Origin of the sequence: Pseudomonas monachiensis (assembly GCF_047345015.1) — a bacterium.
Taxonomy (GTDB): domain Bacteria; phylum Pseudomonadota; class Gammaproteobacteria; order Pseudomonadales; family Pseudomonadaceae; genus Aquipseudomonas; species Aquipseudomonas monachiensis.
This window is the reverse complement of record NZ_CP178857.1, coordinates 5,807,276-5,831,024: the sequence shown is the minus strand read 5'-3', so window position 1 is coordinate 5,831,024 and position 23,749 is coordinate 5,807,276. Positions and strand designations below refer to the sequence as shown.

Below are 23,749 nucleotides of genomic sequence, written 5' to 3'. Positions count from 1 at the left end.
AGCCACCTCAGATGTGTTGCGTTTTAAGAAGCCACCGTGGTGCCGGGCAAGCCATCGGCCTGCCCGTGCGCTTTACTCGGCAGGGTTTTCAGTGCTGCGCTGCCACAATGAGTAATACACGCGCCCGGATTTCTGTTCCCGGTGCAGGCGCCAGTTCTCCGGCAGGCCCAGGGTCGACGGCGCCGACTCGCTTTCGGTGTACACCCAGGCGTCTTCGGCCAGCCATTGGCGCTCTTCGAGCAACTTGCAGACGGTGGGCAGCAGGTCCTGGTTGAACGGCGGGTCAAGGAACACCAGGTCGTAGGCCGTTGCGGTCTGGGTTTCCAGGTAGCGCAGGGCGTCGGCGGTCTGGACCTGGCCGTTGGTGCAACGCAATGTGCCCAGGTGTTCCTTCAGGCTGGACACCGCGATGCTGCTGGCGTCCAGCGCCTGACCCATGGCTGCGCCGCGGGACAGGGCTTCGAGGAACAGCGCGCCACTGCCGGTGAACGGGTCGAGTACCTTGGCACCGGGTACATAAGGTGCGAGCCAGTTGAACAGGGTTTCACGCACTCGGTCCGGCGTCGGGCGCAGGCCCGGGGCGTCGGGGAAGCTCAGCTTGCGGCTGCGCCATTCACCGCCGATGATGCGCAACTGGTTTACGCCGTTGTGGACGTTTTTGGCGGGTTTTTTAGGGTGGGCCATTAATGCTCCGGAACCCCGAGCGGCTGCTCGGAAGGTTTATCAGTAGGGGCCGGTAACGGCTTTTGCGGCACGGTCGGGCCAGCGCTGACGATGACCATCTTGTCCGTACTCAGGTGTTTGTTCATGGCGGCTTTGACCTGCTCGACGGTCAAGGCCTGGGACTGTTGCATGAAGTCTTCCAGGTGACTCAGCGGCAAGTTGTAAAAACCGATGGCGCCCAGCTGACCGACGATATCGGCGTTGCTGGCGGTGGACAGCGGGAAGCTGCCGGCCAGTTCGCGCTTGGCGTCGTCCAGCTCTTTTTCGGTCGGGCCGGTATTAAGGTAGTCGGCCAGTACATCCTGCACCAGTTTCAGGGTGCCCTCGCTCATCTCGGCACGGGTTTGCAGGTTGATCATGAACGGGCCGCGTGCCTGCATCGGGGTGAAGCCCGAATACACGCCGTAAGTCAGGCCACGCTTTTCGCGCACTTCACTCATCAAGCGGGTGCCGAAGCCGCCGCCACCGAGAATCTGGTTACCCATGGACAACGCCGCATAGTCCGGGTCGTCGCGATCGATGCCCAGTTGCGCAAGCATCAGGTTGGTCTGCTTGGACGGGAACTCGATATGGCCGACGCTGGCCTTGGGCTCGACCGGTTGCGCGATTTTCGGCAAGGCCGGGCCTTTGGGCAGGGCGCTGGAAACCTGGGCGGCAATCGCTTCAGCTTCCGCGCGGGACAGGTCGCCGACCAGCGCGATCACCACATTACCGGCTGCGTAGGCTTTCTCGTGGAAAACACGCAGCTGTGCCTGGGTTATCGCCGGGACGGTTTTCGCCGTGCCATCGCTGGCGTGTGCGTACGGGTGATCACCGTACAAGCGGTTCATCAGTTCCAGGCTCGCCAGTTTGCCGGGGTTCTGTTTCTGGTATTCAAAACCGGCGAGCATCTGGTTCTTGATGCGGGCCAGCGAGTCGGCAGGGAAAGTCGGCTTGCCGATGACTTCGGCGAACAGCTTCAGGGCCGGTTCGCGCTGGTCCTTGGCACTCAGGCTGCGCAGCGAAGCGATTGCCATGTCCTTATAAGCGCCGTTGCCGAAATCGGCACCCAGGCCTTCGAAGCCCTGGGCAATGGCACCGACGTCCTTGCCGGCCACACCTTCGTTGAGCATGGCGTTGGTCAACACCGCCACGCCCGGTGCATCGCCGTCCTGGCTGCTGCCGGCAGCGAAGATCAGGCGCATGTCGAACATCGGCAGCTCATGGGCTTCGACAAACAGCACCTTGGTGCCTTCGGCGGTGTTCCAGGTCTGCACGTCCAGCTTGCGGTGTTGCGGTGCCTTGCCGTTGAGTTCGGTCAGCGATTGCAGTTTCTGGCTGGCCTTGGCCTTGTCGAGGGCTTCGCTGGCATTGGTTTCACCGGAGCGCGACAGATAGAACGCGGCGGAGCCGATAACGGCGACGGCGACCAGGCCGATCAGGGCCAGGCGGGAGGGTTTACGCTCACTCATGAGTCGTCTCCAGAGGCAATACATGGGCGACGCTGAGACGTTCGCGGGTGAAGTACAGCTTGGCGGCTTTCTGGATGTCTTGCGGCGTGACGCTTTCCAGATCGGCCAGTTCGGTGTCCATCAGTTTCCATGACAGGCCGACCGTTTCCAGTTGGCCGATGGCGGTGGCCTGGCTGGTGATCGAGTCGCGCTCGAAGACCAGGCCGGCGATGACTTGTGCGCGTACGCGTTCCAGTTCTTCGGCGGTTGGCGCCGTGGTTTTCAACTGGTCGAGCAGCTTCCACAAACCGGCTTGCGCCTGGGCGATGGTCTTGTGTTTCTGCGAGTTTGGCGATGCCGACAGAGTGAAGAGGCTGTCGCCACGGGTGTAGGCGTCGTAACTCGACGAGCCGCCGGACACCAGTTCTTCTCCGCGTTCCAGTTGCGTCGGGATGCGCCCGCTGTAGCCGCCGTCGAGCAGCGCCGAGATCAGACGCAGGGCATTGACCAGGCGCTTGTCTTCGGCGGTGGCGATGCTCGGCACGTTGAAGGCCAACATCAGGCTGGGCAGTTGGGTCTGTACGTGCAGAGTGATCTGGCGCTCGCCTGGTTCGGCCAGTTCCAGCGGTTTTTTTGCGGCGGGCACATCACGCTTGGCGATCGGGCCGAAATAGCGTTGGGCCAGGGTTTTGACTTCGTCCGGAGTGACATCGCCAACCACCACCAGCGTAGCGTTGTTGGGCACGTACCAGGTTTCGTACCAGTGGCGCAGCTCTTCGACCTTCATCCGCTCAAGGTCGGCCATCCAGCCGATGGTCGGCGTGTGATAGCCGCTGGCCGGGTAGGCCATGGCCTTGAAGCGCTCGTAGGCCTTGGCCATCGGCTTGTCGTCGGTACGCAGGCGACGTTCTTCCTTGATGACCTCGATTTCCTTGGCGAACTCGTCGGGCGGCAGGCGCAGGCTGGCCATGCGGTCGGCTTCCAGCTCGAAGGCAACGCCCAGGCGATCACGGGCCAGCACCTGGTAGTACGCGGTGAAGTCGTCACTGGTGAATGCGTTCTCTTCGGCGCCGAGGTCGCGCAGGATCAGCGAGGCTTCGCCGGGGCCGACTTTCTCGCTGCCCTTGAACATCATGTGCTCCAGAGCGTGGGACAAACCGGTATTACCCGGCGTCTCGTAGCTGGAGCCGACCTTGTACCAGACCTGGGAAACCACCACGGGCGCACGATGGTCTTCGCGCACGACCACCTTCAAGCCATTGTCGAGAGTGAATTCGTGGGTGGGTTGCGGGTCGGCAGCCAAGGCCGAAAGGGGCAGGCAAACTGTGCTGAGCAGCAGGCCTGCGGCGCGGCGGGCAAGAGCATTCATTCGTTTTCAAACCTTTGGGGCTGCCCGCTTGGTCTTAGCCTAGGCGGGCGAGGAGGTGCTAGGATACTGATCCGTTTTACTGGCGGCCACGCCTATCAGGCCTTTGATTGGCCTGCGGGTTGTATGGGTTACCGGCAGAAACTTTGAGTTTGTCAGCTAAACTCTGCGTTTTCGCCGACGATGCCGTTCCAGTCCTTCGTATTAGTCGAGTTTTGAGGTGCCGTTGAGCACCTCGACAAAATGTTGCGCGTGAACAAGCTGGGTCAATCGCAGTCTGTTCTGCATCGAATATTTATTTGCCGGGGCGCCATTGGCGCGTCGCTACCGTGAGATAGCCGTCCTCCATGTTTGGTTCCAACGACGACAAGAAGACCCCAGCTGCGGCTGGCGAGAAAAAAAGCCTGTTCGGATGGCTGCGCAAAAAGCCGCAGGAACCCGTCGTCGAACAGCCACAAGCCATTCCTGAACCAGCGCCGACGCCGGTCCCGGTAATAGAAGAAGCGCCCGCGTCGGTTGTTTTGCCGATTGCCGAGCCGTTGCAGCAACCCAAGGTTGAAGCCGCTCCCGAACCCGTCAGCGAAATCGTCACCGAACAGCCGTTGGCCCCGACGGCCGAGCCGTGGTTGACCCTGCCGGTGGCCGAAGAACCCGTGGCATTGGTCGAAAATGACCTGGCTCCTCACGTGACACCACCGATTCCGGCTCCGGTAGCGTTTACGCCTGCACCGGCTCATGTGCCTGTGGTCGAACCTATTGTTGAGCCAGCCGTCGTAGCCGAGCCTGTGCCTGTTGTCAGCCAGCCAGAGGTTCCGGTATTCGTTGCTCCGGTTGCTCAAGCACCGGCACCCGCTCCGATTCCTGAGCCGATCGCGGTACCCGTTGAAGCTCCGGCGGAGCTGGTACGCACCGAAGAAACCAAAGCCGGTTTCTTCGCCCGCCTCAAGCAGGGCCTGTCCAAGACCAGCGCCAGTATCGGCGAAGGCATGGCCAGCCTGTTCCTGGGCAAAAAGGTTATTGATGACGAGCTGCTCGAAGACCTCGAAACCCGTTTGCTGACCGCCGACGTTGGTGTTGAAGCCACCTCGGTGATCATTCAGCGTTTGACGCAGAAGGTTGCGCGCAAGGAGCTGGCCGACGCCGATGCCCTGTACAAATCCCTGCAAGCCGAGCTGGCAGCGATGCTCAAGCCTGTCGAGCAGCCGCTGAAAATCACCTCGCAGAACAAGCCGTTCGTGATTCTGGTCGTCGGCGTCAACGGTGCCGGCAAGACCACAACCATCGGCAAGCTGGCGAAGAAACTGCAGCTGGAAGGCAAGAAAGTCATGCTCGCCGCCGGCGATACCTTCCGTGCCGCGGCGGTGGAGCAATTGCAGGTCTGGGGTGAGCGCAACAAGATCCCGGTGATCGCGCAGCACACTGGCGCCGACTCGGCCTCGGTGATCTTCGATGCCGTGCAGGCCGCCAAAGCCCGTGGCATCGATGTGTTGATCGCCGACACCGCCGGCCGCCTGCACACCAAAGACAACCTGATGGAAGAGCTGAAAAAGGTTCGTCGGGTGATCGGCAAGCTCGACGCCGACGCCCCGCACGAAGTGCTGTTGGTGCTTGACGCCGGCACCGGCCAGAACGCCATCAACCAGGCCAAGCAATTCAACCAGACCGTCGAACTGACCGGCCTGGCGCTGACCAAGCTCGACGGCACCGCCAAGGGCGGGGTGATTTTCGCCCTGGCCAAGCAATTCGGCCTGCCGATCCGCTACATTGGCGTCGGCGAAGGCATCGATGATTTGCGTACCTTTGAAGCAGAACCCTTTGTCCAGGCATTGTTTGCCGAACGGGAGCGTTCATGATTCGTTTCGAACAGGTCGGTAAGCGCTACCCGAACGGTCACGTCGGCTTGCATGAGCTGAGCTTTCGAGTCCGTCGTGGCGAGTTCTTGTTTGTCACCGGCCATTCCGGCGCCGGTAAATCCACGCTGTTGCGCCTGTTGCTGGCGATGGAGCGCCCGACCAGCGGCAAGCTGCTGCTCGCCGGGCAAGACCTGAGCACCATCAGCAACGCGCAGATTCCTTTCTTGCGCCGGCAGATCGGCGTGGTGTTCCAGAATCACCAGTTGCTGTTCGATCGCACGGTGTTCAATAACGTCGCGCTGCCTTTGCAGATCCTGGGGCTGTCCAAGGCCGAGATCGCCAAGCGCGTGGACTCGGCACTGGAGCGCGTGGCGCTGTCGGATAAAACCGATCTGTACCCGGGCGACCTGTCCACCGGTCAGCAGCAGCGCGTCGGCATCGCCCGCGCCATCGTCCATCGTCCGGCCTTGCTGCTGGCGGATGAACCGACCGGTAACCTCGACCCGCGTCTGGCCGCCGAGATCATGGGCGTGTTCGAAGACATCAATCGCCTGGGTACCAGCGTGCTGATCGCCAGTCACGACCTGGCCCTGATCGCCCGCATGCGCCATCGCATGCTGACGTTGCAACGCGGTCGATTGATCGGTGACGGGGAGGCCGCGGTATGAGCGCAACACGTAGCCCCAAGGTTTCCGAGCGTGTGGCCCCGAAGGCCGCCGATCCGCAGCCGCAAAAGAAAAAACGCGATGATGACGACGGGCCGGACTTTGCCACGTTGTTCCGCGCCTGGATCGAAAGTCATCGTGCCAGTCTGGTGGACAGCCTGCGCCGCCTGGGCAAGCAGCCCATCGGCAGTTTCTTCACCTGCATGGTGATGGCGGTGGCCCTGAGTTTGCCCATGGGGCTGTCACTTTTGCTAAGTAACGTCGAGCGCCTCGGTGGCTCCTGGCAGCGTGCGGCACAGATTTCCCTGTATCTGGACCTTGAGGCCAAGCCGGCCGAAGGTGAATCTCTGCGCGATCAGATCAAGGGCATGCCTGGCGTCGCCGAGGCCGAATATGTTGGCCGGGATCAGGCGCTGGAAGAGTTCCAGCAACAGTCCGGGCTGGGCGAGGCGCTCAAGGAATTGCCGGAGAACCCGCTGCCGGGCGTGGTCCTGGTGACGCCGAACGAAGTCGACAAGCCGGCCCTTGAAGCATTAAGACAAAAACTATCCGAGTTACCGAAGGTACAACAGGCGCAACTTGATTTAGTCTGGGTCGAGCGTCTGGCAGCCATCCTCAAGCTGGGTGACCGTTTTGTCTTCGGTCTGACCGTGCTTCTGGTTTCTGCATTACTTTTGGTGATAGGCAATACCATTCGTCTTCATATTGAAAACCGCCGCACAGAGATAGAAGTGATTAAACTGGTTGGCGGCACTGACAGCTATGTGCGCAGGCCCTTTCTGTATATGGGCGCGTTGTATGGCTTCGGTGCGGGGATTCTGTCCTGGGGCGTCCTGGCGTTCGGCCTTGATTGGCTGAACGACGCGGTGGTAGGGCTGGCCGGTTTGTACGGCAGTGATTTTGCACTGGCTGGAGTGCCAGTTGCCGACGGTCTGTCTCTCTTGCTTGGCGCGGTGCTGTTGGGGTATATCGGTGCATGGATTGCAGTCGCACGCCACCTGAGGGAGCTTGCGCCTAAGTAGTATCATTTTGCTCGTATTGACCTTTCAGCGTTTTTGGGTTTTAGGGAACTTGTCTTTCGGTTTCCGGTCAATTTTCGCAGTGCTGAACTGCACGAGTTTGTAAGTCGGAGGTTTTTTCGTATGACCAATTCTTTGCAACCTGCATATGCTCTGGTCCCGGGTGCGAACCTGGAGGCCTATGTGCACACCGTCAACAGCATTCCATTGCTGTCGCCGGAGCAGGAGCGTGAACTGGCCGAGAGTCTCTATTATGAGCAGGATTTGGGGGCGGCTCGGCAGATGGTGCTCGCCCACCTGCGTTTTGTCGTACATATCGCCCGTAGCTATTCCGGCTACGGCCTGGCCCAGGCTGACCTGATCCAGGAAGGCAACGTCGGCCTGATGAAGGCCGTGAAGCGCTTCAACCCGGAAATGGGCGTGCGCCTGGTGTCCTTTGCCGTGCACTGGATCAAGGCGGAAATCCACGAGTTCATCCTGCGCAACTGGCGCATCGTGAAAGTCGCGACCACCAAGGCCCAGCGCAAGTTGTTCTTCAACCTGCGCAGCCAGAAGAAGCGTCTGGCCTGGCTGAACAACGAAGAAGTCCATCGCGTAGCGGAAAGCCTGGGTGTAGAGCCTCGGGAAGTGCGCGAGATGGAAAGCCGCCTGACCGGCCATGACATGGCCTTCGACCCGGCTGCCGAAGCGGACGACGACAGTGCTTTCCAGTCGCCGGCCAACTATCTGGAAGACCACCGGTACGACCCGGCCCGTCAACTGGAAGATGCCGACTGGAGCGACAACTCCAACCACAACCTGCACGAAGCGCTGGAAGTGCTGGACGACCGCAGCCGTGACATCCTCTACCAGCGCTGGCTGGCGGAAGAAAAAGCCACGTTGCATGACCTGGCGCAGAAGTACAACGTGTCGGCCGAGCGTATTCGTCAGCTTGAGAAGAGTGCGATGAACAAGCTCAAGTTGTCGATCGCTGCGTAATCGGCGAGCAGGCAATAAAAAACGCCCCGGTCATTGATCGGGGTGTTTTGTTTTCAGGCTCAAAAGATCGCAGCCTTCGGCAGCTCCTACATAGGATTGCGTACCCCAGTAGGAGCTGCCGAAGGCTGCGATCTTTGATTTTTTCAGTTACTGCGCCCAAGGCGCCCGACGCGAATCGTTCAGCCCGACCAGATAGCTGTCGCCGCCCAGTTGGCTCATCTGTCGCCGAATCCAGCCTGCACGTCGCGCCACGTAAGCGGTCGGATGGCTCGCACTCCACACGCGAGGATTGGGCAATACCGCAGCCAACAAGCTCGATTGCTGACGGCTCAGGTTCTTGGCGCTCACACCAAAGTGATGCCGGGCCGCCGCTTCGGCGCCAAACACGCCGTCATCCCACTCGACGCTGTTGAGGTACACCTCAAGAATTCGCTGCTTGGGCCAGAGCACTTCGATCAGTCCGGTGAACCAGGCTTCCAGGCCTTTGCGCAGCCAGCTGCGGCCAGACCACAGGAACAGATTTTTCGAAACCTGCTGGCTCAGGGTGCTGGCGCCACGGATCGAACCGCCGCGCTCGTTATGGGCAAACGCCGCCTGAATCGCGCCGATATCGAAGCCCCAGTGCTCCGGGAATTTTTGGTCTTCGCCGGCAATCACCGCGACTTTCAGGTCATCGGAGATCTCGTCCCAGGGTTTCCAGGTCCGTTGCAGGTCGATGGGTTCGCCGTCAAACCAGGACTCGATCTTGCGCTCGACCATCAGCGTCGTCCCCGGCGGCGGCACCACGCGAAAGATCAGCACCAGCAATACGCTGCCACCCATGAACCAGAGCACGGCCTTGGAGAAATGACGGAAATAGATACGCAGCATAGAGATGGCTTGGCCGAACCCGTTGAGCGGGCCATTATACAGACCCTTTGAATCGAAACTGACTGGAGTTCTGCATGCTGCGTGGCTTTGTGATGCTGGCCGCTTTTTTCGGCTTCACCGGTGTCGGCCTCGGGGCCTTTGCCGCCCATGGCCTGAAGAGCCGCCTGAGCGCCGATTACCTGGCGATCTTCCACACTGGCGTCACCTATCAACTGGTGCACGCCCTGGCGTTGCTCGGTGTTGCAGCGCTGGCCACGCAAATTCCCGGTCGACTCGCCACCTGGGCCGCTGCATCGTTTGCCATCGGTATCCTGCTGTTCTCCGGTAGCCTGTATGTATTGACGCTGACGGGCATCAGCAAGTTCGGCATCATCACCCCGTTCGGTGGTCTGGCCTTTCTGGTGGGCTGGTTTTGCCTCGGACTTGCCGCCTGGCGCCTGAGCTGACTTAACGGTCCATTTCATGACGAATGGCTTGGGTCGGCCTGACTGATCGGGCTAGAATGCCAGCCCCTAAAAATGATGGCGGCATCCGGCATGCGCATTCAGTTGAACGGCGAATCCCTTGAACTGCCCGACGGTGAAACCGTTGCGGCCCTGCTGACCCGTCTGGACCTGACCGGACGTCGGGTGGCGGTCGAACTCAATCTGGATATCGTCCCGCGCAGTCAGCATGCAGACACCACATTGAATGACGGCGACAACGTCGAAGTGGTGCACGCCATCGGCGGCGGCTAGCAGCCTCGGCCCAGTGGCCACAGAATTCAGCAAGTACCTCACCCCTACAGAGGATTTCCCATGAGCATCGTTCGCAGCGACAAGCCTTTCGTCCTGGCCGGTCGTACTTACCAGTCGCGTTTGCTGGTCGGTACCGGCAAGTACCGTGACATGGAAGAAACCCGCCTGGCCATCGAAGCCTCGGGTGCCGAGATCGTTACCTTCGCCGTGCGCCGCACGAACCTTGGCCAGATCGAGGGCGAGCCGAACCTGCTCGAAGTGCTGTCGCCGGATCGCTACACCTTCCTGCCGAACACCGCCGGTTGCTACGACGCCATCGAAGCCGTGCGCACCTGCCGCCTGGCCCGTGAGCTGCTCGATGGCCACAACCTGGTGAAGCTGGAAGTGCTGGCCGACCAGAAAACCCTGTTCCCCAACGTGATCGAAACCCTCAAGGCCGCCGAAACGCTGGTCAAGGAAGGCTTCGACGTCATGGTCTACACCAGTGATGATCCGATCATCGCCCGTCAGTTGGCGGAAATCGGCTGTATCGCGGTGATGCCGCTGGCCGGTCTGATCGGCTCTGGTCTGGGGATCTGCAACCCGTACAACCTGCAGATCATCCTCGAAGAAGCCAAAATCCCGGTGCTGGTGGATGCCGGTGTCGGTACTGCTTCCGACGCTACCATTGCCATGGAACTGGGTTGTGATGCGGTGCTGATGAATTCGGCCATCGCCCACGCCCAGCAGCCGGTCATGATGGCTGAAGCCATGAAACATGCGATCGTCGCAGGCCGCCTGGCTTACCTCGCCGGCCGCATGCCGAAAAAACTCTATGCCAGCGCCTCTTCGCCGCTGGATGGTCTGATCAAGTAAGAGCCATTGATGACTGAATCGAACGACACGCCAATCCAGACGGAAGAAGGCGACGAGCGCCAACACCGCCGCATCAAGAGCTTCGTGATGCGCGCCGGGCGCATGACCGAAGGCCAGCAAAAGGGCCTGGAGCAGGGCACTCCGCTGTTCGTGCTGCCGCTGGCCGACGCGCCGGTGGATTTCGACCAAGTGTTCGGTCGCTCGGCACCGCGCTCGCTGGAAATCGGTTTCGGTATGGGCCATTCGCTGCTGGAAATGGCCGCCGCTTCGCCGGATCAGGATTTCATTGGCGTCGAGGTTCACCGTCCGGGTGTCGGGGCGCTGCTCAATGGCGTGCTGACGCAAGGCCTGACCAACCTGCGGGTCTACGATTGTGATGCCATCGAAGTGCTCAACCGTTGCGTGGCCGATAACAGCCTCGATCGCCTGATGCTGTTTTTCCCGGACCCATGGCACAAGAGCCGTCACCACAAGCGTCGTATCGTTCAGGCGTCCTTCGCTGAGCTGGTGCGCAGCAAGTTGAAAGTCGGCGGCATTCTGCACATGGCCACCGACTGGGAACCGTACGCCGAGTACATGCTGGAAGTGATGAACGTTGCGCCGGGTTACCGCAACCTCGCCGAAGACGGCAAGTGCGTGCCACGCCCGGCCGAACGGCCGATCACCAAGTTCGAACGCCGTGGCGAACGTCTTGGGCATGGGGTTTGGGATTTGAAGTTCGAGAAGCAGTCCTAAGCATCACCCAATACAAACTGTGGGAGCGGGCTTGCTCGCGAAGGCGTCGTGTCAGTCGACATTAATGTTGTCTGATGCACCGCTTTCGCGAGCAAGCCCGCTCCCACAGTTGTTTTAAGGTGTGGCTGAGATCAGCGGCGGTCTGCCACAACGCCAATCAACACCAGCACCACCAGCAGCACCGGCGCCAGGCTGTAGTTGTTGAACTGGCTCAAGCCGCGCACGACCCACGGCGTGGCATAGATCAGCGCCGCGCCGCTGCCGATCATGCACAGCAGGGACATCAGTGGCACGCGCAAGGCGCCGGCGATGCTGCCCAGGCGTTGCTCGACCCAGCCTTTGAAATCCGCACCAAACAGCACCAGCAGGCAGCCCACCAGGGCCAGGGCGATTTCCGAGAGGTTGCTGCGGCTCCAGCGAGACACGGTGGCAAGCAGGTCGAGTACCAAATCCATTCGATTTCCTTATGTCAGAAATTTCTGCAGCAAGTCGTTGAGGAAGAGTTGTCCGCGTTCGGTGGCTACCAGACGTGACGGTTCGACCTGCAACAGGCCGCTTTGTTCGGCTTCGCGGCGGCCTTCAGCAAGGCTTTCCAGTGTCATGCCGGTGCGTTCCGGGTACAGCCGTGATTCGACGCCTTTAGTCAGGCGCAGCGCGTTCATCAGGAATTCGAACGGCATTTCATCGTTGCCCAGCGCTTTCTCGCCGGCCTGGAAGCTTTTTGCCGGATTCAGGTAATCCTTCGGCAGGCGGGTCTTCCAGGTGCGAATGATGCGCCCGTCCGGATGGCTGAGCTTGCCATGGGCGCCGGCGCCGATGCCAATGAAGTCGCCAAAACTCCAGTAATTGAGGTTGTGCCGTGCCGGGCGACCGGGCAGGGCGTAGGCCGAGACTTCGTATTGCGCGTAACCGTGTTCAGCCAGCAGCGCTTGCCCGGCTTCCTGGATGTCCCACAGCGTGTCGTCTTCCGGCAGCGTCGGCGGCTGGTTCCAGAACACCGTGTTCGGTTCCAGGGTCAGTTGATACCACGACAGGTGTGTCGGCTTCAGGGCGATGGCTGTGCGCAGGTCGGCCAAGGCATCGTCCAGGGACTGATTGGGCAAGCCATGCATCAAGTCCAGGTTGAAGTTGTCGAACCCGGCCTGTCGCGCCATGCCGGCGGCGCGTACGGCTTCGTCGCCGTTGTGAATCCGCCCCAGGGCCTCGAGCTTCTCTTGCTGGAAGCTCTGGATGCCGATCGACAGGCGATTGATCCCCAGTTTCCGGTACGCGACGAACTTGTCTTGCTCGAAGGTCCCCGGATTGGCTTCCAGCGTGATTTCGATGTCGCTGGCAAACGGGATGCGTTGTTCGATGCCTTTGAGCAAGCGACCCAGCGAATCAGCACTGAACAGGCTTGGCGTGCCGCCACCGAAGAAAATCGAGCTCAGCTCTCGACCATAAACGGCGTGCAGGTCCTGATCGAGATCGGCCAGCAATGCGTCGACGTACTCTTCTTCCGGCAACACAGGGCTGGCGGTGTGGGAGTTGAAGTCGCAATAAGGGCATTTGCGCACGCACCACGGGATGTGGATATACAGCGCCAGTGGCGGCAGCACAGGCAGGGCTGCCCGAGGCGATTGAGCATCGCCGCCGAAGATCAGCGGCGACGCGGATGATTCACGGGTCATTTCAAGCCCAGACGCTGGCGCAGCAGATCCATTGCACGGGCGCGGTGGCTGATCTGGTTCTTGTCGCCCGGGCTCAGCTCGGCGCTGGAGCAATCGCGCTCCGGCACCCAGAACAGCGGGTCGTAGCCAAAGCCGTGTTCGCCGCTGGCCTGGGTCAGGATTCGCCCGTGCCACAAACCTTCGCAGAGAATCGGCAATGGATCATCGGCGTGGCGCACCAGTGCCAGCACGCACACGAACTGCGCACCGCGCTCGGCTTCAGGCACGTCTTTCAATGCGTCGAGCAGCTTGGCGTTGTTCGCCGCATCGCCCTTGCCGTCGGCATAACGCGCCGAGTAGATGCCTGGCGCGCCGCCAAGGAAATCCACCGCCAGCCCGGAATCGTCGGCCAACGCCGGCAGGCCGGAAATGCGCGCGGCATTGCGGGCCTTGAGGATGGCGTTTTCGACGAACGACAAACCAGTCTCTTCGGGCTCGACACTGCTGAACTCGCCGATTGAGCGCAGATGCACCGACTCGCCGAGCATGGCCTGGAGTTCCTTGAGTTTGCCGGCGTTATGGCTGGCCAGTACGAGTTGCGTGAAGTTGATCATTGGCCAGGGAAGAGCTCTTGGTTGAAATTGATGGTGTTTATCTTGTCGCCGGTCTGCACCTTGATGTTGAAGGTGCGGACTTCCTGCTGGGGTACCGGGTATTGGGCGATGTAGTAGATCGCTCCTTGCTCGGTGACCTGCTTGAAGTTCAGTGTATAGCTTTGGCTGGTCAGGTCTTTGACGGTGCCGCTGACCTCGGCCGTCATCGGCGTGCCGGCCTTGATCACTGTAATGTTGATCACGCCCTGATCCTTGCTGCGAGTCAGTTGGGCGGCCTTGGCAACGTCCGGTAGCAGGTAGGTGGAGTTGAAGGTGTTGTAGTGCACCGTCACGTCACCGAAGGTTTCCTTGCGTTCGCTCTTGATGGCGTCGGCGGCCATGGCGGTGATGCTCAGGCAGGCAGTGAGTAGAAACAACGCTAGACGACCCATGATCGTTCTCCTTGAAATAGGGTGGATCAGACTGCGACCTTGTGATCGGAAAGTCCCGGGCTGCTGACCCGGTAGATACCGATCTCACCTAACAGATTAGGCCATAGCTTGCTGGCCCACCCGTGCCGATGCTGTTGATCCACGGCAAGCCGATCAATGACCTTCGCTTCACGTTCGCGACACAAGGCTTCAAAGTCCGCGAAGGTGCAGAAGTGAATGTTCGGCGTGTTGTACCAGGTGTACGGCAGGAACTCGGAAACCGGCATGCGGCCCTTGCTCGCCAGGTACCAGCGGCAGCGCCAATGACCGAAATTCGGGAAAGTGATGATGCACTGACGGCCGACGCGCAGCATTTCCTCGAGGATCCTGTCCGGGTAGTGCACCGCTTGCAGCGCCTGGGTCATGACCACGACATCGAAACTGTTGCTGGCAAAGTTGCCCAGGCCCTTGTCCAGGTCCTGTTCGATGACGTTGATGCCCTTGGCCACGCACTCGGCGATGTTGTCGGCGTCGTTTTCCAGGCCATAACCGGTGACTTGCTTGTTATCGCGCAGCCAGGTCAGCAGCTCGCCATCGCCGCACCCGAGGTCGAGCACGCGGCTGCCGGCGGGGATCCATTCCTGGATGATTTCCAGATCAGCTCTCATGGCTTTCTCACAACGTAATGCGGTTCATGTAATTGCCGAATGCCTGCAGGTAGCGCGGGATCGGAATCAGGAAGGCGTCGTGGCCTTGCGGAGCGTCGATCTCGAGGTAGCAGACGTCCTTGCGCGCGGCCATCAGTGCGTCCACCAGCTCCCGCGAGCGGGCAGGGGAGAAGCGCCAGTCGGTGGTGAACGACATTACGCAGAACCTGGCTTTTGCACCTTCAAAGGTTTTCGCCAGGTTATCGTCGAAGTTCGCTGCCGGATCGAAGTAATCGAGCGCTTTGGTCATCAACAGGTACGTGTTGGCATCGAAGCGTCCGGAGAACTCTTCGCCCTGATAGCGCAGGTAGCTTTCCACCTGGAACTCGACGCTGTGGAAGTCGTAGTTGAGCTTCTCGCTCTTGAGCCCGCGGCCGAATTTCTCGCCCATGGAGTCGTCGGACAGGTAGGTGATATGCCCGACCATCCGCGCCAGCATCAGGCCGCGCTTGGGGATCACGTTGTGTTCCTGGAACGAGCCGCCGTGGAATTCAGGGTCGGTGAGGATCGCCTGGCGCGCCACTTCGTTGAACGCGATGTTCTGTGCCGACAGCTTGGGCGCCGAGGCGATGGCCAGGCAGTGACGGATGCGGTCAGGGTAGGTGATGCTCCATTGCATCGCCTGCATGCCGCCGAGGCTGCCGCCGATCACGGCCGCGAACTGGGCGATGCCGAGGCGATCGGCCAGGCGGGCCTGGCTGTGCACCCAATCCTCGACGGTTAACACCGGGAAGTCGGCGCCGAACGGCTTGCCGGTGTCCGGGTTGATGCTGCTCGGGCCGGTGGAGCCGTTGCAGCCGCCGAGGTTGTTCAGGCTGACCACGAAGAACTTGCTGGTGTCGATCGGCTTGCCGGGACCGATGCAGCTGTCCCACCAACCGGGCTTGCGGTCGTCGACGCTGTGGTAGCCGGCGGCGTGGTGGTGACCGGACAGGGCGTGGCAGATCAGCACGGCGTTGCTCGCCGTGGCATTGAGCGTGCCGTAGGTTTCGTAAATCAGGTCATAGGCCGGGAGCGAACGGCCGCAGGCCAATGCCAGGGGTTCGCTGAAGTGCGCCACTTGCGGCGTCACCAGACCAACAGAATCGGGGGGGAAGGCAGCTGGCATCGACCCTGCTCTCATTGAAATGAGGCGTAAGTCTAAAGACCGCTGGGGTAAGCGGCAAGCAAAGGCCGGGCCTGATTTCATTCAGTAAGACTGAGGTGCACCATTCGCGAGCAAGCCCGCTCCCACAGGGGGACGCATTCCAATGTGGGAGCGGGCTTGCTCGCGAATGAGGCGACTCGGTGGATCAGGCTGGACGCACCAGATCAGGCAAGTCCGGCAGCTTCTTCGGCGAACAGATCCGCACCCGTTTCTGCCGGTTCAACTCGCCGCTGAGCAGGCTGACCTGGCTCTTGGATACGCCAAAGGCCTTGGCCAGGAACGCCATCAGATACGCGTTTGCCTTGCCCTCGACCGGCGGCGCGGTCAGGCGGATCTTCAGGCGATCGCCGTGCAGCCCGCAGAAGTCATCGCTACGGGCTGCCGGTTGCAGGTGACACTCCAGAATCAGGTCGTCACCGTCCCAGCGAAACCAGCTCACCGGGTCAGATCAACACGCGGAGGATTTCCGGCATCATGGTCATGGCGGCGAGGTTGTTGATCACCAGCATGTCGAACAGCTTGAGTGCCAGGAACGCAAAGATCGGCGACAGGTCCAGACCGCCCAGGTTCGGCAGGAACTTGCGGAACGGCGCCAGGGCCGGTTCGCAGACGTCGTTCACCAGTTCGGCGCCGGGGTTATGGCTGCCCGGGGCGACCCAGGACAGGATCACGCTGATGATCAGGGCGAAGAAGAAAATCTTCATGAACAGCGCGGTCACCCCGATGATCGACCAGATCAGCAGTTGCAGCGGGTTGCCGGTGGTGCCGTAGGTCAGCAGCAGGGTCAGGGCCATCAGCGCCAGTTGCACCAGGATCGCCAGCACCAGCGAGGACATGTCCAGGCCGAACACGCTCGGGATGATCCGGCGCAGTGGCTTGAGCAGTGGCTGAGTGGCCTTGACGATGAACTGGCAGATCGGGTTGTAGAAGTTCGCCCGCACCAGTTGCAGCACGAAGCGCATCAGCACGATCAGCAGGTACAGGCTGCCGAGGGTTTGCAGCACGTAGACCGCTGCGGTGTTCAATCCAATCATGAAAAGCTCCTTATTGACCCAGTTGTTCGGCCATCTCGGCCGAGCGATGCGCGGCAGCGCCGAGTGCTTTTTCGACCAGGGCTTCAAAGCCATTGGCCTGGAACGACTTGATTGCAGCTTCCGTGGTGCCCGCAGGCGAGGTGACGCGGCGGCGCAGCTCGGCTGCGTCGACGTCGCTGGAGACCGCCATGTGTGCGGCGCCCAGGGCGGTTTGCAGGGTCAGCTGCGCGGCGATGTCCGCCGGCAGGCCGAGCTTCACGCCGGCGGCGGTCATGGCTTCGATCAGCAGGAAGAAGTACGCCGGGCCCGAGCCGGAAACGGCGGTGACGGCATCCAGTTGCTGTTCTTCATTCAGCCATAGGGCGATGCCGACCGCGGACAGCAACTCCTGGGCCTGCTGACGTTGTTCGGCGGACACCTCGGCTGTCGCAAACAGGCCGCTCGCGCCCTGACGCACCAGCGCCGGGGTGTTGGGCATGCAGCGCACGATCGGCTGGGCGCCGAGCCAGTTGTTCATGCTGGCGCAGGTGATGCCCGCTGCAATCGAAACCACCAGTTGATCGGGCTTGAGGCTTGGGCGAATGGCTTCGCACACGGCTTTCATCGCCTGCGGCTTGACCGCCAGCACGACCACGTTGGCGCCATCGATGGCCTGGGCGTTGTCGGCAAAGGTTTCGATGCCGTGTTCAGCGCTCACGCGGGCGCGGGTTTCTTCGCCCGGATCGCTGGCGCGGATCTGCGCTGCTTCCAGACCCTTGGCCCGCAGGCCGCCGATCAGGCTGGCGGCCATGTTGCCGGCACCGATAAAGGCAATACGTGTCTTGCTCATGTCAGGTCCTTATAAAGAGAGGAGTCAGCCATTTTTCAAGGCTGACCGTAGTCGCGGGCGCCAAACAGGGCGGTGCCGATCCGCACCCAAGTGGCGCCTTGGGCGATGGCCGATTCGAGATCGTGGCTCATACCCATGGAAAGTGTGTCGAGCGGCAGGTTCAGGCTGGCTTGCAGGCTTTGCACGGCCGCGAAAGAGGCATCCTGGGCGGCGCGATCTTCAGTCGGCTCCGGAATGGCCATCAATCCGCGCAGTTTCAGGCGCGGCAGGTTACTGATGGCGTTGGCCAAGGCTGGCAGGTCGGCCGGGGTGCAGCCGGATTTGCTGGCTTCACCGCTGACATTGACCTGAATGCAGATGTTCAGGGGCGGCAGATCGGCGGGACGTTGTTCGGACAGGCGTTGTGCAATTTTCAGGCGATCCACGGAATGCACCCAGTCGAAGTGCTCGGCGATAGCGCGAGTCTTGTTCGATTGAATGGGGCCGATGAAGTGCCAGATCAAGGGCAGGTCGGCCAGTTCCAGCTGTTTGCCCAGCGCTTCCTGCAAGTAGTTCTCGCCAAAGTCGCGCAGGCCGGCAGCGTAGGCTTCACGCAGGTCCTGAGCGGGTTTGGTCTTGCTCACAGCCAGCAACCGGACGCTGTTTTCGGCGCGGTTCGCGGCAAGTGTTGCGGCATGTATGCGCGAACTAACCTGAAGAATGTTGTCTGCTATGGTGGACATCAAGAGGCGCCAGCGGTCTGAAGGTTCGCGGCATTCTACTGGAATTGAGAGGCGCTATGGATATCACTGAGCTGCTGGCATTCAGCGCCAAACAGGGGGCATCCGACCTGCATCTGTCCGCGGGCCTGCCACCGATGATTCGGGTGGATGGCGATGTGCGGCGCATCAACCTGCCGGCCATGGACCACCAGCAGGTGCAGGCGCTGATCCATGCCATCATGAATGACACCCAGCGGGCGGACTTCGAAAAGCATCTGGAAACCGATTTTTCCTTTGAAGTGCCCGGCGTGGCGCGCTTTCGGGTCAATGTGTTCAACCAGAACCGTGGCGCGGGCGCCGTGTTTCGCACCATCCCGGCGAAAGTGCAGAGTATGGACGAACTGGGCATGGGCGACGTGTTTCGCAAGATGACCGACGCTCCCCGTGGCCTGGTGCTGGTGACCGGCCCGACCGGTTCCGGCAAGTCCACCACGCTGGCAGCGATGATCGATTACCTCAATACCCATCGTCATCACCACATTCTCACCATTGAGGACCCCATCGAGTTTGTTCACGAGTCGCGCAAATGCCTGATCAATCAGCGTGAAGTCCATCGCGATACCCGTAGTTTCGCCACCGCGTTGCGTTCGGCACTCCGGGAAGACCCGGATGTGATCCTGGTGGGGGAGATGCGCGATCAGGAGACCATTCGCCTGGCGTTGACCGCAGCCGAAACCGGCCATCTGGTGTTCGGCACGCTGCACACCACGTCGGCGGCGAAAACCATCGACCGGGTGGTCGACGTGTTTCCGGGGGACGAGAAGTCGATGGTGCGTTCTATGCTCTCCGAGTCGCTGCTGGCGGTGGTATCCCAGACCCTGGTGAAGAAAATCGGCGGCGGACGCATCGCGGCACACGAGATCATGCTGGGGACATCGGCGATCCGGAACCTGATCCGCGAGGACAAGGTGGCGCAGATGTACTCGGCGATTCAGTCGGGAGGGTCGCTGGGGATGCAGACGCTGGATATGAGCCTGAAGGATCTGGTGACCAAGGGGTTGGTCAGTCGTGATCATGCGCGGGAGAAGGCGCGGTCACCGGATGGTTTTTGATGACCCTGAAAGCAAAGGATCGCAGCCTTCGGCAGGTCCTACACAGGAATATGCGATTCCATGTAGGAGCTGCCGAAGGCTGCGAGCCTTTGATCTTGCTTCAATCAGCGCTGAACAACCCGCAACGCATTTTGTTCTTTCGGCAGAACCCGCTTGGCAACTACGTAGTGGTTTTCCCAGTACGGCTTCTTCAAGGTGTCGATGGACACCGACTTGCCGCGGCGTGGCGCGTGGATGAAACGGTCGTTGCCCAGGTAAATGGCAACATGATTGACCCGACGGCTCTTGATGTTGAAGAAAATCAGGTCGCCCGGCTTCAGGTCGTCGCGATCGACTTTCTCCCCATGACCGCTGGCCATGGCGTTGGAGGTGCGTGGCAGGTCGAACGTGGCGTCGTTGAACGCGTATTTCACCAGGCCGCTGCAATCGAAGCCTTTGCTTGGGCTGCTGCCGCCCCAACGATAGGGAGTGCCAAGGACGTTCACGGCGCGGCTCAGCACGTCGCTGCTTTCCTTGGTGCCCATCGGTGGAACCAGGCCGCTTTTGCTGCTGGCCAGGCTTGGAGCGTATTTAGCGGATTTCTTGTCTTTGCTCGAAGGAGCAGAGGCATGGGATTTCGGGGTGTAACCATTAACGTTTGGAAGACGTTGCTCACGATTGGTGGCGTGGGCGGCCAGTGGCATCAAAAGGCAAATGGTTAGCCATGTCTTGAAAAATGAACGCATTAGGCAAGGCTCTTAATAAGTTAGCGCGCAACTTTATAACAGCTTTTTTCCCGCTTCCGAGGCCGTTGGTCGATTCAATAAGGGGGGCAATGGTGGCAAAAAAGCAGCAAAATGGCGCCATTGTCGGACAGGAGTCCGGTGTTACAAGGCTTTGACAGGTGCGAAGGTAGCACTTGCCATACGTCGGGTGCCTGTAAAAAAGTCACAAAGAATTAAAGAATATTTATCTATCGTGTGAATCGAGGTCATTCATGAACCCCTATCAACAGGCTGTCCAGCAGCAAGACACCCACAGCAAAGTGATCGGTTACCTGCTGTGGATTTTCGGTTTTACCGGTGCTCACCGCTTCTATTACGGCAGGCCGGTGACCGGGACGATCTGGTTCTTCACCTTCGGCTTGCTGGGGATCGGTTGGCTGATCGACCTTTTCCTGATTCCGGCGATGGACCGAGAGGCTGACCTGCGGTTTACCGCGGGCCCGATCGAATACAACGTGGCGTGGATCCTGCTGACGTTTCTCGGGGTGTTCGGCGTTCACCGGATGTATCAGGGGAAATGGATCAGCGGGTTGCTGTACCTGCTGACCGGCGGGTTGTTCTTTCTTGGGGTGCTGTATGACTTCTGGACGTTGAATGACCAGGTTTCTGTGCGTAATGCGCAGAATCGCGGCGCCTTTTAGTCAGTTGTGGCGAGGGAGCTTGCTCCCGTTGGGTCGCGAAGCGACCCCAAAACAGGTCTGCTGCGCAGCCCAGCGGGAGCAAGCTCCCTCGCCACAGTCTTAAGCCTGGTGGCTAATGCGCCCATCCACCAGGGTATAACGCACCACGCCTGGCAGGCTGTGGCCAATGAACGGGCAGTTTTCGCCCTTGGACAGCCAGCGTTCACCCGCCACGGTCGAGGCCGCAGGGTCGAACAGCACGATGTCCGCCGCGCCACCCACCGCCAGTTTGCCTGCCGGCAGACGCAAGGCCTCGGCAGGGCCGGCGCTCAGACGCTTGAGCAACGTCGGCAGGTCCAGCAAGCCGTCTTCGACCAGGGTCATTGCCAATGGCAAGAGCAGTTCAACGCTGCTGATGCCCGGCTCGGTCGCACCGAACGGTGCCAGTTTGGCGTCACGCTCATGGGGTTGGTGATGACTGGAGATGGCCGAGATCACGCCGGATTTCACCGCAGCGCGCAGGCCCTCGCGGTCGGCGCGGGTGCGTAGCGGCGGCTGGACGTGATACAGGCTGCTGAAGCCGATCAGGGCTTCGTCGGTCAGGATCAGCTGGTACAGGGCGACATCCGCGGTCACCTTCAGGCCTCGGGCCTGGGCCTGGGCGATCAGCTCCACGCCGCGGGTGCTGGTGAGCTGGCTGAAGTGCGCGCGCACGCCGGTCTGTTCAACCAGCAGCAGATCCCGGGCCAGGGCGACGGTTTCGGCGCTTTCCGGGATGCCCGGCAAGCCCAGGAAGCTGGCGGTCGGACCTTCGTGAGCCAGGCCACCTTCGGCCAGGTCGTAATCCTGGGAGTTGAAAATCACCGTCAGGTCGAAAGTCGCTGCATAGTCCAGTGCCCGGCACAGGGTGCGGGTGTTGCGGAAACTCTCCAGGCCGTTGCCGAAGGCCACGCAGCCGGCGTCGCGCAGTGCCACGAGCTCTGCCAGTTGCTCACCGTCCAGGCCTTTGCTCAGGGCGCCAATCGGGAAGACTTTGGTGTTGCCGGCCTCACGGGCGCGGTCGAGGATCAGCTCGGCCACCGCCGAGGTGTCCAGCACCGGTTTGGTCTTTGGCGGGCAGCACAGGCTGGTCACGCCGCCAGCCGCCGCCGCGCGGGTTTCGCTGACAATCGAGCCTTTGCGGCTGTAGCCTGGCTCGCGCAGGGCAACGTTGAGGTCGACCAGGCCGGGAGCGGCCACCAGGCCTTTGGCGTCGATGGTGTCGACTGCGACAAAACCGGCCGGCGCGGCGCCAAGGGCGACGATCTTGCAGGCTTCAATATGGATATCGGTGATTTGATCCAGGCCGCTGGCCGGGTCGATGACGCGTGCGCCGAGAATGCTGAGCTTCACTGAACGTTCTCCTGGTCGAATTGGCGCTGCGCAGTCTGCCCGCTCATGGCCATGGACAATACGGCCATACGAATGGCGATCCCGTAGGTCACTTGGTTGAGGATCACCGAGTGCGGGCCATCGGCCACCGCCGACTCGATTTCCACCCCACGGTTGATCGGCCCCGGGTGCATGACGATGCAATCGGGTTTGGCCCCGGCCAGGCGCGCGGTAGTCAGCCCGAACAGGCGATAGAACTCGCCTTCGCTCGGCAACAGGCCGCCGGTCATGCGTTCACGCTGCAGGCGCAGCATGATCACCACGTCGACGTCTTTGAGGCCTTCGGTCATGTCGGTGTAGACCTTCACGCCGTACTGCTCGATGCCGATCGGCAGCAAGGTTTTCGGCGCGATCACGCGGATGTCCGGGCAGCCCAGGGTTTTCAGGGCCAGCATGTTCGAGCGCGCAACCCGCGAGTGCAGGATGTCGCCGACGATGGCCACCGAAAGGTTTTCGAAGCCGCCCTTGTGCCGGCGGATGGTCAGCATGTCGAGCATGCCCTGGGTCGGGTGCGCGTGCCGGCCGTCACCGCCGTTGATGATCGCCACTTGCGGGCAGACATGTTCGGCGATGAAGTGCGCTGCGCCGGAATCACCGTGACGCACGACGAACATGTCGGCGGCCATGGCTTCCAGGTTGCGCAGGGTATCGAGCAGCGTTTCGCCCTTGCTCGCCGACGATGTCGACACGTTCAGGGTGATCACGTCCGCCGAGAGCCGCTGGGCCGCCAGTTCGAAGGTGGTGCGGGTGCGGGTCGAGTTTTCGAAGAACACGTTGCACACGGTCTTGCCGCGCAGCAACGGGACTTTCTTCACGGCCCGGGCGCCGACTTCAAGGAAGGAGTCGGCGGTGTCGAGAATTTCCGTCAACAGCTCGCGGCGCAAACCGTCGAGCGAGAGGAAGTGGCGCAACTGGCCCTGATCATTGAGTTGCAGCGGGCGCTTGGTTTCTAGAGGCGTCATCGCGAGGGGGACTCTCAATAGGGCGAATTAAAGGGCGAGGTCTTGCAGTTCGAGCGCAAGTTCCGGGCCGGACAGCTTCACCCGTTCGTGGGCCGCCAGCGACAGGGTCGCGCCAACCACGTTCGGGCGGATCGGCAGTTCGCCGGCGTCCAGGTCCAGCAGGCACACCAGCGTCACGCTGGCCGGGCGGCCGTAGTCGAACAGTTCGTTCATGGCGGCGCGGATGGTCCGGCCGCTCATCAGCACGTCGTCGATCAGCACCAGGTGCTGGCCTTCGATCTCGAACGGCAGCGCCGAAGGGCGAACCTGTGGGTGCAAGCCGTTCTGGCTGAAGTCGTCGCGGTAGAAGGACACGTCCAGGGTGCCGAGGGGCTCATTGCTGCCCAGCTCCTTGAGCAGGGCCTGGGCCACCCAGACACCACCGGTACGGATGCCGATGAAGCGCGGGTCGCTGATGCCTCGTTTGGCCAGATAGGCGTCAAGTCGGATCGCCATCTGGCTGATCAGTTCGGCGGGATTGGGCAGGCTCATGGTTGCT

28 protein-coding genes are annotated in these 23,749 nt (G+C 61.1%); 10 read left to right on the top strand and 18 right to left on the bottom strand.

The window, feature by feature from the left end:
• Window positions 1–72: 72 nt before the first annotated feature.
• From rsmD to ACMDB8_RS26280, 3 genes are read right to left on the bottom strand one after another with little or no spacing between them, the layout of a single operon-like run.
• Window positions 73–684, bottom strand: a complete 612-nt coding sequence (gene rsmD / locus ACMDB8_RS26290) for a 16S rRNA (guanine(966)-N(2))-methyltransferase RsmD (protein WP_223541323.1) — start codon at window positions 682–684, stop codon at window positions 73–75.
• On the bottom strand, window positions 684–2,174 hold the full coding sequence (locus ACMDB8_RS26285; protein WP_409078156.1) for a M16 family metallopeptidase: 1,491 nt from the start codon (window positions 2,172–2,174) through the stop codon (window positions 684–686). Before ACMDB8_RS26285 ends, rsmD begins: the two co-directional genes overlap by 1 nt.
• Entirely contained in the window at window positions 2,167–3,522 is a 1,356-nt protein-coding gene (locus ACMDB8_RS26280; protein WP_056726476.1) for a M16 family metallopeptidase, read from the bottom strand. Before ACMDB8_RS26280 ends, ACMDB8_RS26285 begins: the two co-directional genes overlap by 8 nt.
• A 344-nt stretch (window positions 3,523–3,866) precedes the next feature.
• Here ACMDB8_RS26280 and ftsY point away from each other — a divergent pair, with 344 nt between their 5' ends.
• From ftsY to rpoH, 4 genes are all read left to right on the top strand, one after another.
• Window positions 3,867–5,372 (top strand): signal recognition particle-docking protein FtsY, encoded by a 1,506-nt coding sequence (ftsY, locus tag ACMDB8_RS26275; protein ID WP_409078155.1) that lies wholly within the window; start codon window positions 3,867–3,869, stop codon window positions 5,370–5,372.
• Window positions 5,369–6,040 carry a cell division ATP-binding protein FtsE gene (gene ftsE, locus ACMDB8_RS26270; RefSeq protein ID WP_007975383.1) on the top strand — a complete coding sequence of 224 codons (672 nt, stop codon included), beginning with the start codon at window positions 5,369–5,371 and terminating at the stop codon, window positions 6,038–6,040. Before ftsY ends, ftsE begins: the two co-directional genes overlap by 4 nt.
• Window positions 6,037–7,059: a permease-like cell division protein FtsX gene (ftsX, locus tag ACMDB8_RS26265; protein ID WP_409078154.1), complete on the top strand. Its 1,023-nt coding sequence runs from the start codon at window positions 6,037–6,039 to the stop codon at window positions 7,057–7,059. Before ftsE ends, ftsX begins: the two co-directional genes overlap by 4 nt.
• A gap of 120 nt (window positions 7,060–7,179) precedes the next feature.
• A complete protein-coding gene (gene rpoH / locus ACMDB8_RS26260; protein WP_007975386.1) occupies window positions 7,180–8,034 on the top strand; it encodes an RNA polymerase sigma factor RpoH in 855 nt (284 codons plus the stop codon).
• Window positions 8,035–8,181: 147 nt separating this feature from the next.
• Here rpoH and mtgA read toward each other — a convergent pair whose 3' ends face one another.
• Complete coding sequence (mtgA, locus tag ACMDB8_RS26255) at window positions 8,182–8,904, bottom strand: monofunctional biosynthetic peptidoglycan transglycosylase (protein ID WP_056726479.1); 723 nt, start codon at window positions 8,902–8,904, stop codon at window positions 8,182–8,184.
• 74 nt (window positions 8,905–8,978) lie between these two features.
• Here mtgA and ACMDB8_RS26250 point away from each other — a divergent pair, with 74 nt between their 5' ends.
• The 4 genes from ACMDB8_RS26250 (at window position 8,979) to trmB (ending at window position 11,231) form a co-directional block, all read left to right on the top strand.
• The gene (locus ACMDB8_RS26250) at window positions 8,979–9,350 is read left to right on the top strand and encodes a DUF423 domain-containing protein (protein ID WP_056726480.1); all 372 of its coding nucleotides are present in this window, start codon (window positions 8,979–8,981) and stop codon (window positions 9,348–9,350) included.
• 90 nt (window positions 9,351–9,440) lie between these two features.
• Window positions 9,441–9,641 (top strand): sulfur carrier protein ThiS, encoded by a 201-nt coding sequence (gene thiS, locus ACMDB8_RS26245; RefSeq protein WP_167394879.1) that lies wholly within the window; start codon window positions 9,441–9,443, stop codon window positions 9,639–9,641.
• Between the two features lie 60 nt (window positions 9,642–9,701).
• Window positions 9,702–10,496, top strand: a complete 795-nt coding sequence (locus ACMDB8_RS26240; protein WP_007975390.1) for a thiazole synthase — start codon at window positions 9,702–9,704, stop codon at window positions 10,494–10,496.
• A 9-nt stretch (window positions 10,497–10,505) separates the two neighbouring features.
• The gene (trmB, locus tag ACMDB8_RS26235) at window positions 10,506–11,231 is read left to right on the top strand and encodes a tRNA (guanosine(46)-N7)-methyltransferase TrmB (protein WP_056726481.1); all 726 of its coding nucleotides are present in this window, start codon (window positions 10,506–10,508) and stop codon (window positions 11,229–11,231) included.
• Window positions 11,232–11,362: 131 nt separating this feature from the next.
• Here trmB and ACMDB8_RS26230 read toward each other — a convergent pair whose 3' ends face one another.
• The 10 genes from ACMDB8_RS26230 to ACMDB8_RS26185 form a co-directional block, all read right to left on the bottom strand.
• Complete coding sequence (locus ACMDB8_RS26230) at window positions 11,363–11,686, bottom strand: DUF3392 domain-containing protein (RefSeq protein WP_007987827.1); 324 nt, start codon at window positions 11,684–11,686, stop codon at window positions 11,363–11,365.
• 9 nt (window positions 11,687–11,695) lie between these two features.
• Window positions 11,696–12,901, bottom strand: a complete 1,206-nt coding sequence (gene hemW, locus ACMDB8_RS26225) for a radical SAM family heme chaperone HemW (protein WP_409078153.1) — start codon at window positions 12,899–12,901, stop codon at window positions 11,696–11,698.
• Complete coding sequence (rdgB, locus tag ACMDB8_RS26220; protein ID WP_409078152.1) at window positions 12,898–13,494, bottom strand: RdgB/HAM1 family non-canonical purine NTP pyrophosphatase; 597 nt, start codon at window positions 13,492–13,494, stop codon at window positions 12,898–12,900. The genes hemW and rdgB overlap by 4 nt, the downstream gene beginning before the upstream one ends.
• On the bottom strand, window positions 13,491–13,925 hold the full coding sequence (locus tag ACMDB8_RS26215) for a DUF4426 domain-containing protein (RefSeq protein WP_056726484.1): 435 nt from the start codon (window positions 13,923–13,925) through the stop codon (window positions 13,491–13,493). Before ACMDB8_RS26215 ends, rdgB begins: the two co-directional genes overlap by 4 nt.
• Before the next feature lie 26 nt (window positions 13,926–13,951).
• Window positions 13,952–14,572 (bottom strand): methionine biosynthesis protein MetW, encoded by a 621-nt coding sequence (gene metW, locus ACMDB8_RS26210; protein ID WP_056726485.1) that lies wholly within the window; start codon window positions 14,570–14,572, stop codon window positions 13,952–13,954.
• A gap of 7 nt (window positions 14,573–14,579) precedes the next feature.
• Window positions 14,580–15,719, bottom strand: a complete 1,140-nt coding sequence (gene metX / locus ACMDB8_RS26205) for a homoserine O-succinyltransferase MetX (protein WP_056726486.1) — start codon at window positions 15,717–15,719, stop codon at window positions 14,580–14,582.
• A 184-nt stretch (window positions 15,720–15,903) separates the two neighbouring features.
• Window positions 15,904–16,197: a DUF167 domain-containing protein gene (locus ACMDB8_RS26200; protein WP_056726487.1), complete on the bottom strand. Its 294-nt coding sequence runs from the start codon at window positions 16,195–16,197 to the stop codon at window positions 15,904–15,906.
• Window positions 16,198–16,201: 4 nt separating this feature from the next.
• Window positions 16,202–16,792, bottom strand: a complete 591-nt coding sequence (locus ACMDB8_RS26195) for a YggT family protein (protein ID WP_056726488.1) — start codon at window positions 16,790–16,792, stop codon at window positions 16,202–16,204.
• A gap of 10 nt (window positions 16,793–16,802) precedes the next feature.
• Window positions 16,803–17,621 (bottom strand): pyrroline-5-carboxylate reductase, encoded by an 819-nt coding sequence (proC, locus tag ACMDB8_RS26190; RefSeq protein WP_056726489.1) that lies wholly within the window; start codon window positions 17,619–17,621, stop codon window positions 16,803–16,805.
• A gap of 35 nt (window positions 17,622–17,656) precedes the next feature.
• On the bottom strand, window positions 17,657–18,343 hold the full coding sequence (locus ACMDB8_RS26185; protein ID WP_056726490.1) for a YggS family pyridoxal phosphate-dependent enzyme: 687 nt from the start codon (window positions 18,341–18,343) through the stop codon (window positions 17,657–17,659).
• Window positions 18,344–18,399: 56 nt separating this feature from the next.
• Between ACMDB8_RS26185 and ACMDB8_RS26180 the strand changes: the two genes are divergently transcribed.
• Complete coding sequence (locus ACMDB8_RS26180) at window positions 18,400–19,434, top strand: type IV pilus twitching motility protein PilT (RefSeq protein ID WP_056726491.1); 1,035 nt, start codon at window positions 18,400–18,402, stop codon at window positions 19,432–19,434.
• A gap of 104 nt (window positions 19,435–19,538) precedes the next feature.
• Here ACMDB8_RS26180 and ACMDB8_RS26175 read toward each other — a convergent pair whose 3' ends face one another.
• Window positions 19,539–20,159, bottom strand: a complete 621-nt coding sequence (locus ACMDB8_RS26175) for a C40 family peptidase (protein WP_056726492.1) — start codon at window positions 20,157–20,159, stop codon at window positions 19,539–19,541.
• A gap of 251 nt (window positions 20,160–20,410) precedes the next feature.
• Between ACMDB8_RS26175 and ACMDB8_RS26170 the strand changes: the two genes are divergently transcribed.
• The gene (locus tag ACMDB8_RS26170; RefSeq protein ID WP_056726493.1) at window positions 20,411–20,839 is read left to right on the top strand and encodes an NINE protein; all 429 of its coding nucleotides are present in this window, start codon (window positions 20,411–20,413) and stop codon (window positions 20,837–20,839) included.
• Window positions 20,840–20,938: 99 nt separating this feature from the next.
• Here the strand turns inward: ACMDB8_RS26170 and ACMDB8_RS26165 are convergent, their stop codons facing one another.
• The 3 genes from ACMDB8_RS26165 to pyrR are packed head-to-tail and all read right to left on the bottom strand — an operon-like array spanning window position 20,939 to window position 23,742.
• A complete protein-coding gene (locus ACMDB8_RS26165; protein ID WP_056726494.1) occupies window positions 20,939–22,210 on the bottom strand; it encodes a dihydroorotase in 1,272 nt (423 codons plus the stop codon).
• Window positions 22,207–23,211, bottom strand: a complete 1,005-nt coding sequence (locus ACMDB8_RS26160; RefSeq protein WP_056726495.1) for an aspartate carbamoyltransferase catalytic subunit — start codon at window positions 23,209–23,211, stop codon at window positions 22,207–22,209. Before ACMDB8_RS26160 ends, ACMDB8_RS26165 begins: the two co-directional genes overlap by 4 nt.
• A gap of 27 nt (window positions 23,212–23,238) precedes the next feature.
• A complete protein-coding gene (pyrR, locus tag ACMDB8_RS26155) occupies window positions 23,239–23,742 on the bottom strand; it encodes a bifunctional pyr operon transcriptional regulator/uracil phosphoribosyltransferase PyrR (RefSeq protein ID WP_056726496.1) in 504 nt (167 codons plus the stop codon).
• Window positions 23,743–23,749 lie beyond the last annotated feature (7 nt).

Coding starts and splice junctions, on each gene's coding strand:
- metW (WP_056726485.1), bottom strand. CDS start 14,572: ATGAGAGCTGATCTGGAAATCATCCAGGAATGGATCCCCGCCGGCAGC.
- ACMDB8_RS26175 (WP_056726492.1), bottom strand. CDS start 20,159: ATGCGTTCATTTTTCAAGACATGGCTAACCATTTGCCTTTTGATGCCA.
- pyrR (WP_056726496.1), bottom strand. CDS start 23,742: ATGAGCCTGCCCAATCCCGCCGAACTGATCAGCCAGATGGCGATCCGA.
- ACMDB8_RS26285 (WP_409078156.1), bottom strand. CDS start 2,174: ATGAGTGAGCGTAAACCCTCCCGCCTGGCCCTGATCGGCCTGGTCGCC.
- ACMDB8_RS26240 (WP_007975390.1), top strand. CDS start 9,702: ATGAGCATCGTTCGCAGCGACAAGCCTTTCGTCCTGGCCGGTCGTACT.
- ftsY (WP_409078155.1), top strand. CDS start 3,867: ATGTTTGGTTCCAACGACGACAAGAAGACCCCAGCTGCGGCTGGCGAG.
- ACMDB8_RS26160 (WP_056726495.1), bottom strand. CDS start 23,211: ATGACGCCTCTAGAAACCAAGCGCCCGCTGCAACTCAATGATCAGGGC.
- trmB (WP_056726481.1), top strand. CDS start 10,506: ATGACTGAATCGAACGACACGCCAATCCAGACGGAAGAAGGCGACGAG.
- ftsE (WP_007975383.1), top strand. CDS start 5,369: ATGATTCGTTTCGAACAGGTCGGTAAGCGCTACCCGAACGGTCACGTC.
- ACMDB8_RS26250 (WP_056726480.1), top strand. CDS start 8,979: ATGCTGCGTGGCTTTGTGATGCTGGCCGCTTTTTTCGGCTTCACCGGT.
- proC (WP_056726489.1), bottom strand. CDS start 17,621: ATGAGCAAGACACGTATTGCCTTTATCGGTGCCGGCAACATGGCCGCC.
- ACMDB8_RS26180 (WP_056726491.1), top strand. CDS start 18,400: ATGGATATCACTGAGCTGCTGGCATTCAGCGCCAAACAGGGGGCATCC.
- rsmD (WP_223541323.1), bottom strand. CDS start 684: ATGGCCCACCCTAAAAAACCCGCCAAAAACGTCCACAACGGCGTAAAC.
- ACMDB8_RS26280 (WP_056726476.1), bottom strand. CDS start 3,522: ATGAATGCTCTTGCCCGCCGCGCCGCAGGCCTGCTGCTCAGCACAGTT.
- ACMDB8_RS26195 (WP_056726488.1), bottom strand. CDS start 16,792: ATGATTGGATTGAACACCGCAGCGGTCTACGTGCTGCAAACCCTCGGC.
- ACMDB8_RS26230 (WP_007987827.1), bottom strand. CDS start 11,686: ATGGATTTGGTACTCGACCTGCTTGCCACCGTGTCTCGCTGGAGCCGC.
- thiS (WP_167394879.1), top strand. CDS start 9,441: ATGCGCATTCAGTTGAACGGCGAATCCCTTGAACTGCCCGACGGTGAA.
- rdgB (WP_409078152.1), bottom strand. CDS start 13,494: ATGATCAACTTCACGCAACTCGTACTGGCCAGCCATAACGCCGGCAAA.
- ACMDB8_RS26170 (WP_056726493.1), top strand. CDS start 20,411: ATGAACCCCTATCAACAGGCTGTCCAGCAGCAAGACACCCACAGCAAA.
- ACMDB8_RS26215 (WP_056726484.1), bottom strand. CDS start 13,925: ATGGGTCGTCTAGCGTTGTTTCTACTCACTGCCTGCCTGAGCATCACC.
- metX (WP_056726486.1), bottom strand. CDS start 15,719: ATGCCAGCTGCCTTCCCCCCCGATTCTGTTGGTCTGGTGACGCCGCAA.
- hemW (WP_409078153.1), bottom strand. CDS start 12,901: ATGACCCGTGAATCATCCGCGTCGCCGCTGATCTTCGGCGGCGATGCT.
- ftsX (WP_409078154.1), top strand. CDS start 6,037: ATGAGCGCAACACGTAGCCCCAAGGTTTCCGAGCGTGTGGCCCCGAAG.
- rpoH (WP_007975386.1), top strand. CDS start 7,180: ATGACCAATTCTTTGCAACCTGCATATGCTCTGGTCCCGGGTGCGAAC.
- mtgA (WP_056726479.1), bottom strand. CDS start 8,904: ATGCTGCGTATCTATTTCCGTCATTTCTCCAAGGCCGTGCTCTGGTTC.
- ACMDB8_RS26185 (WP_056726490.1), bottom strand. CDS start 18,343: ATGTCCACCATAGCAGACAACATTCTTCAGGTTAGTTCGCGCATACAT.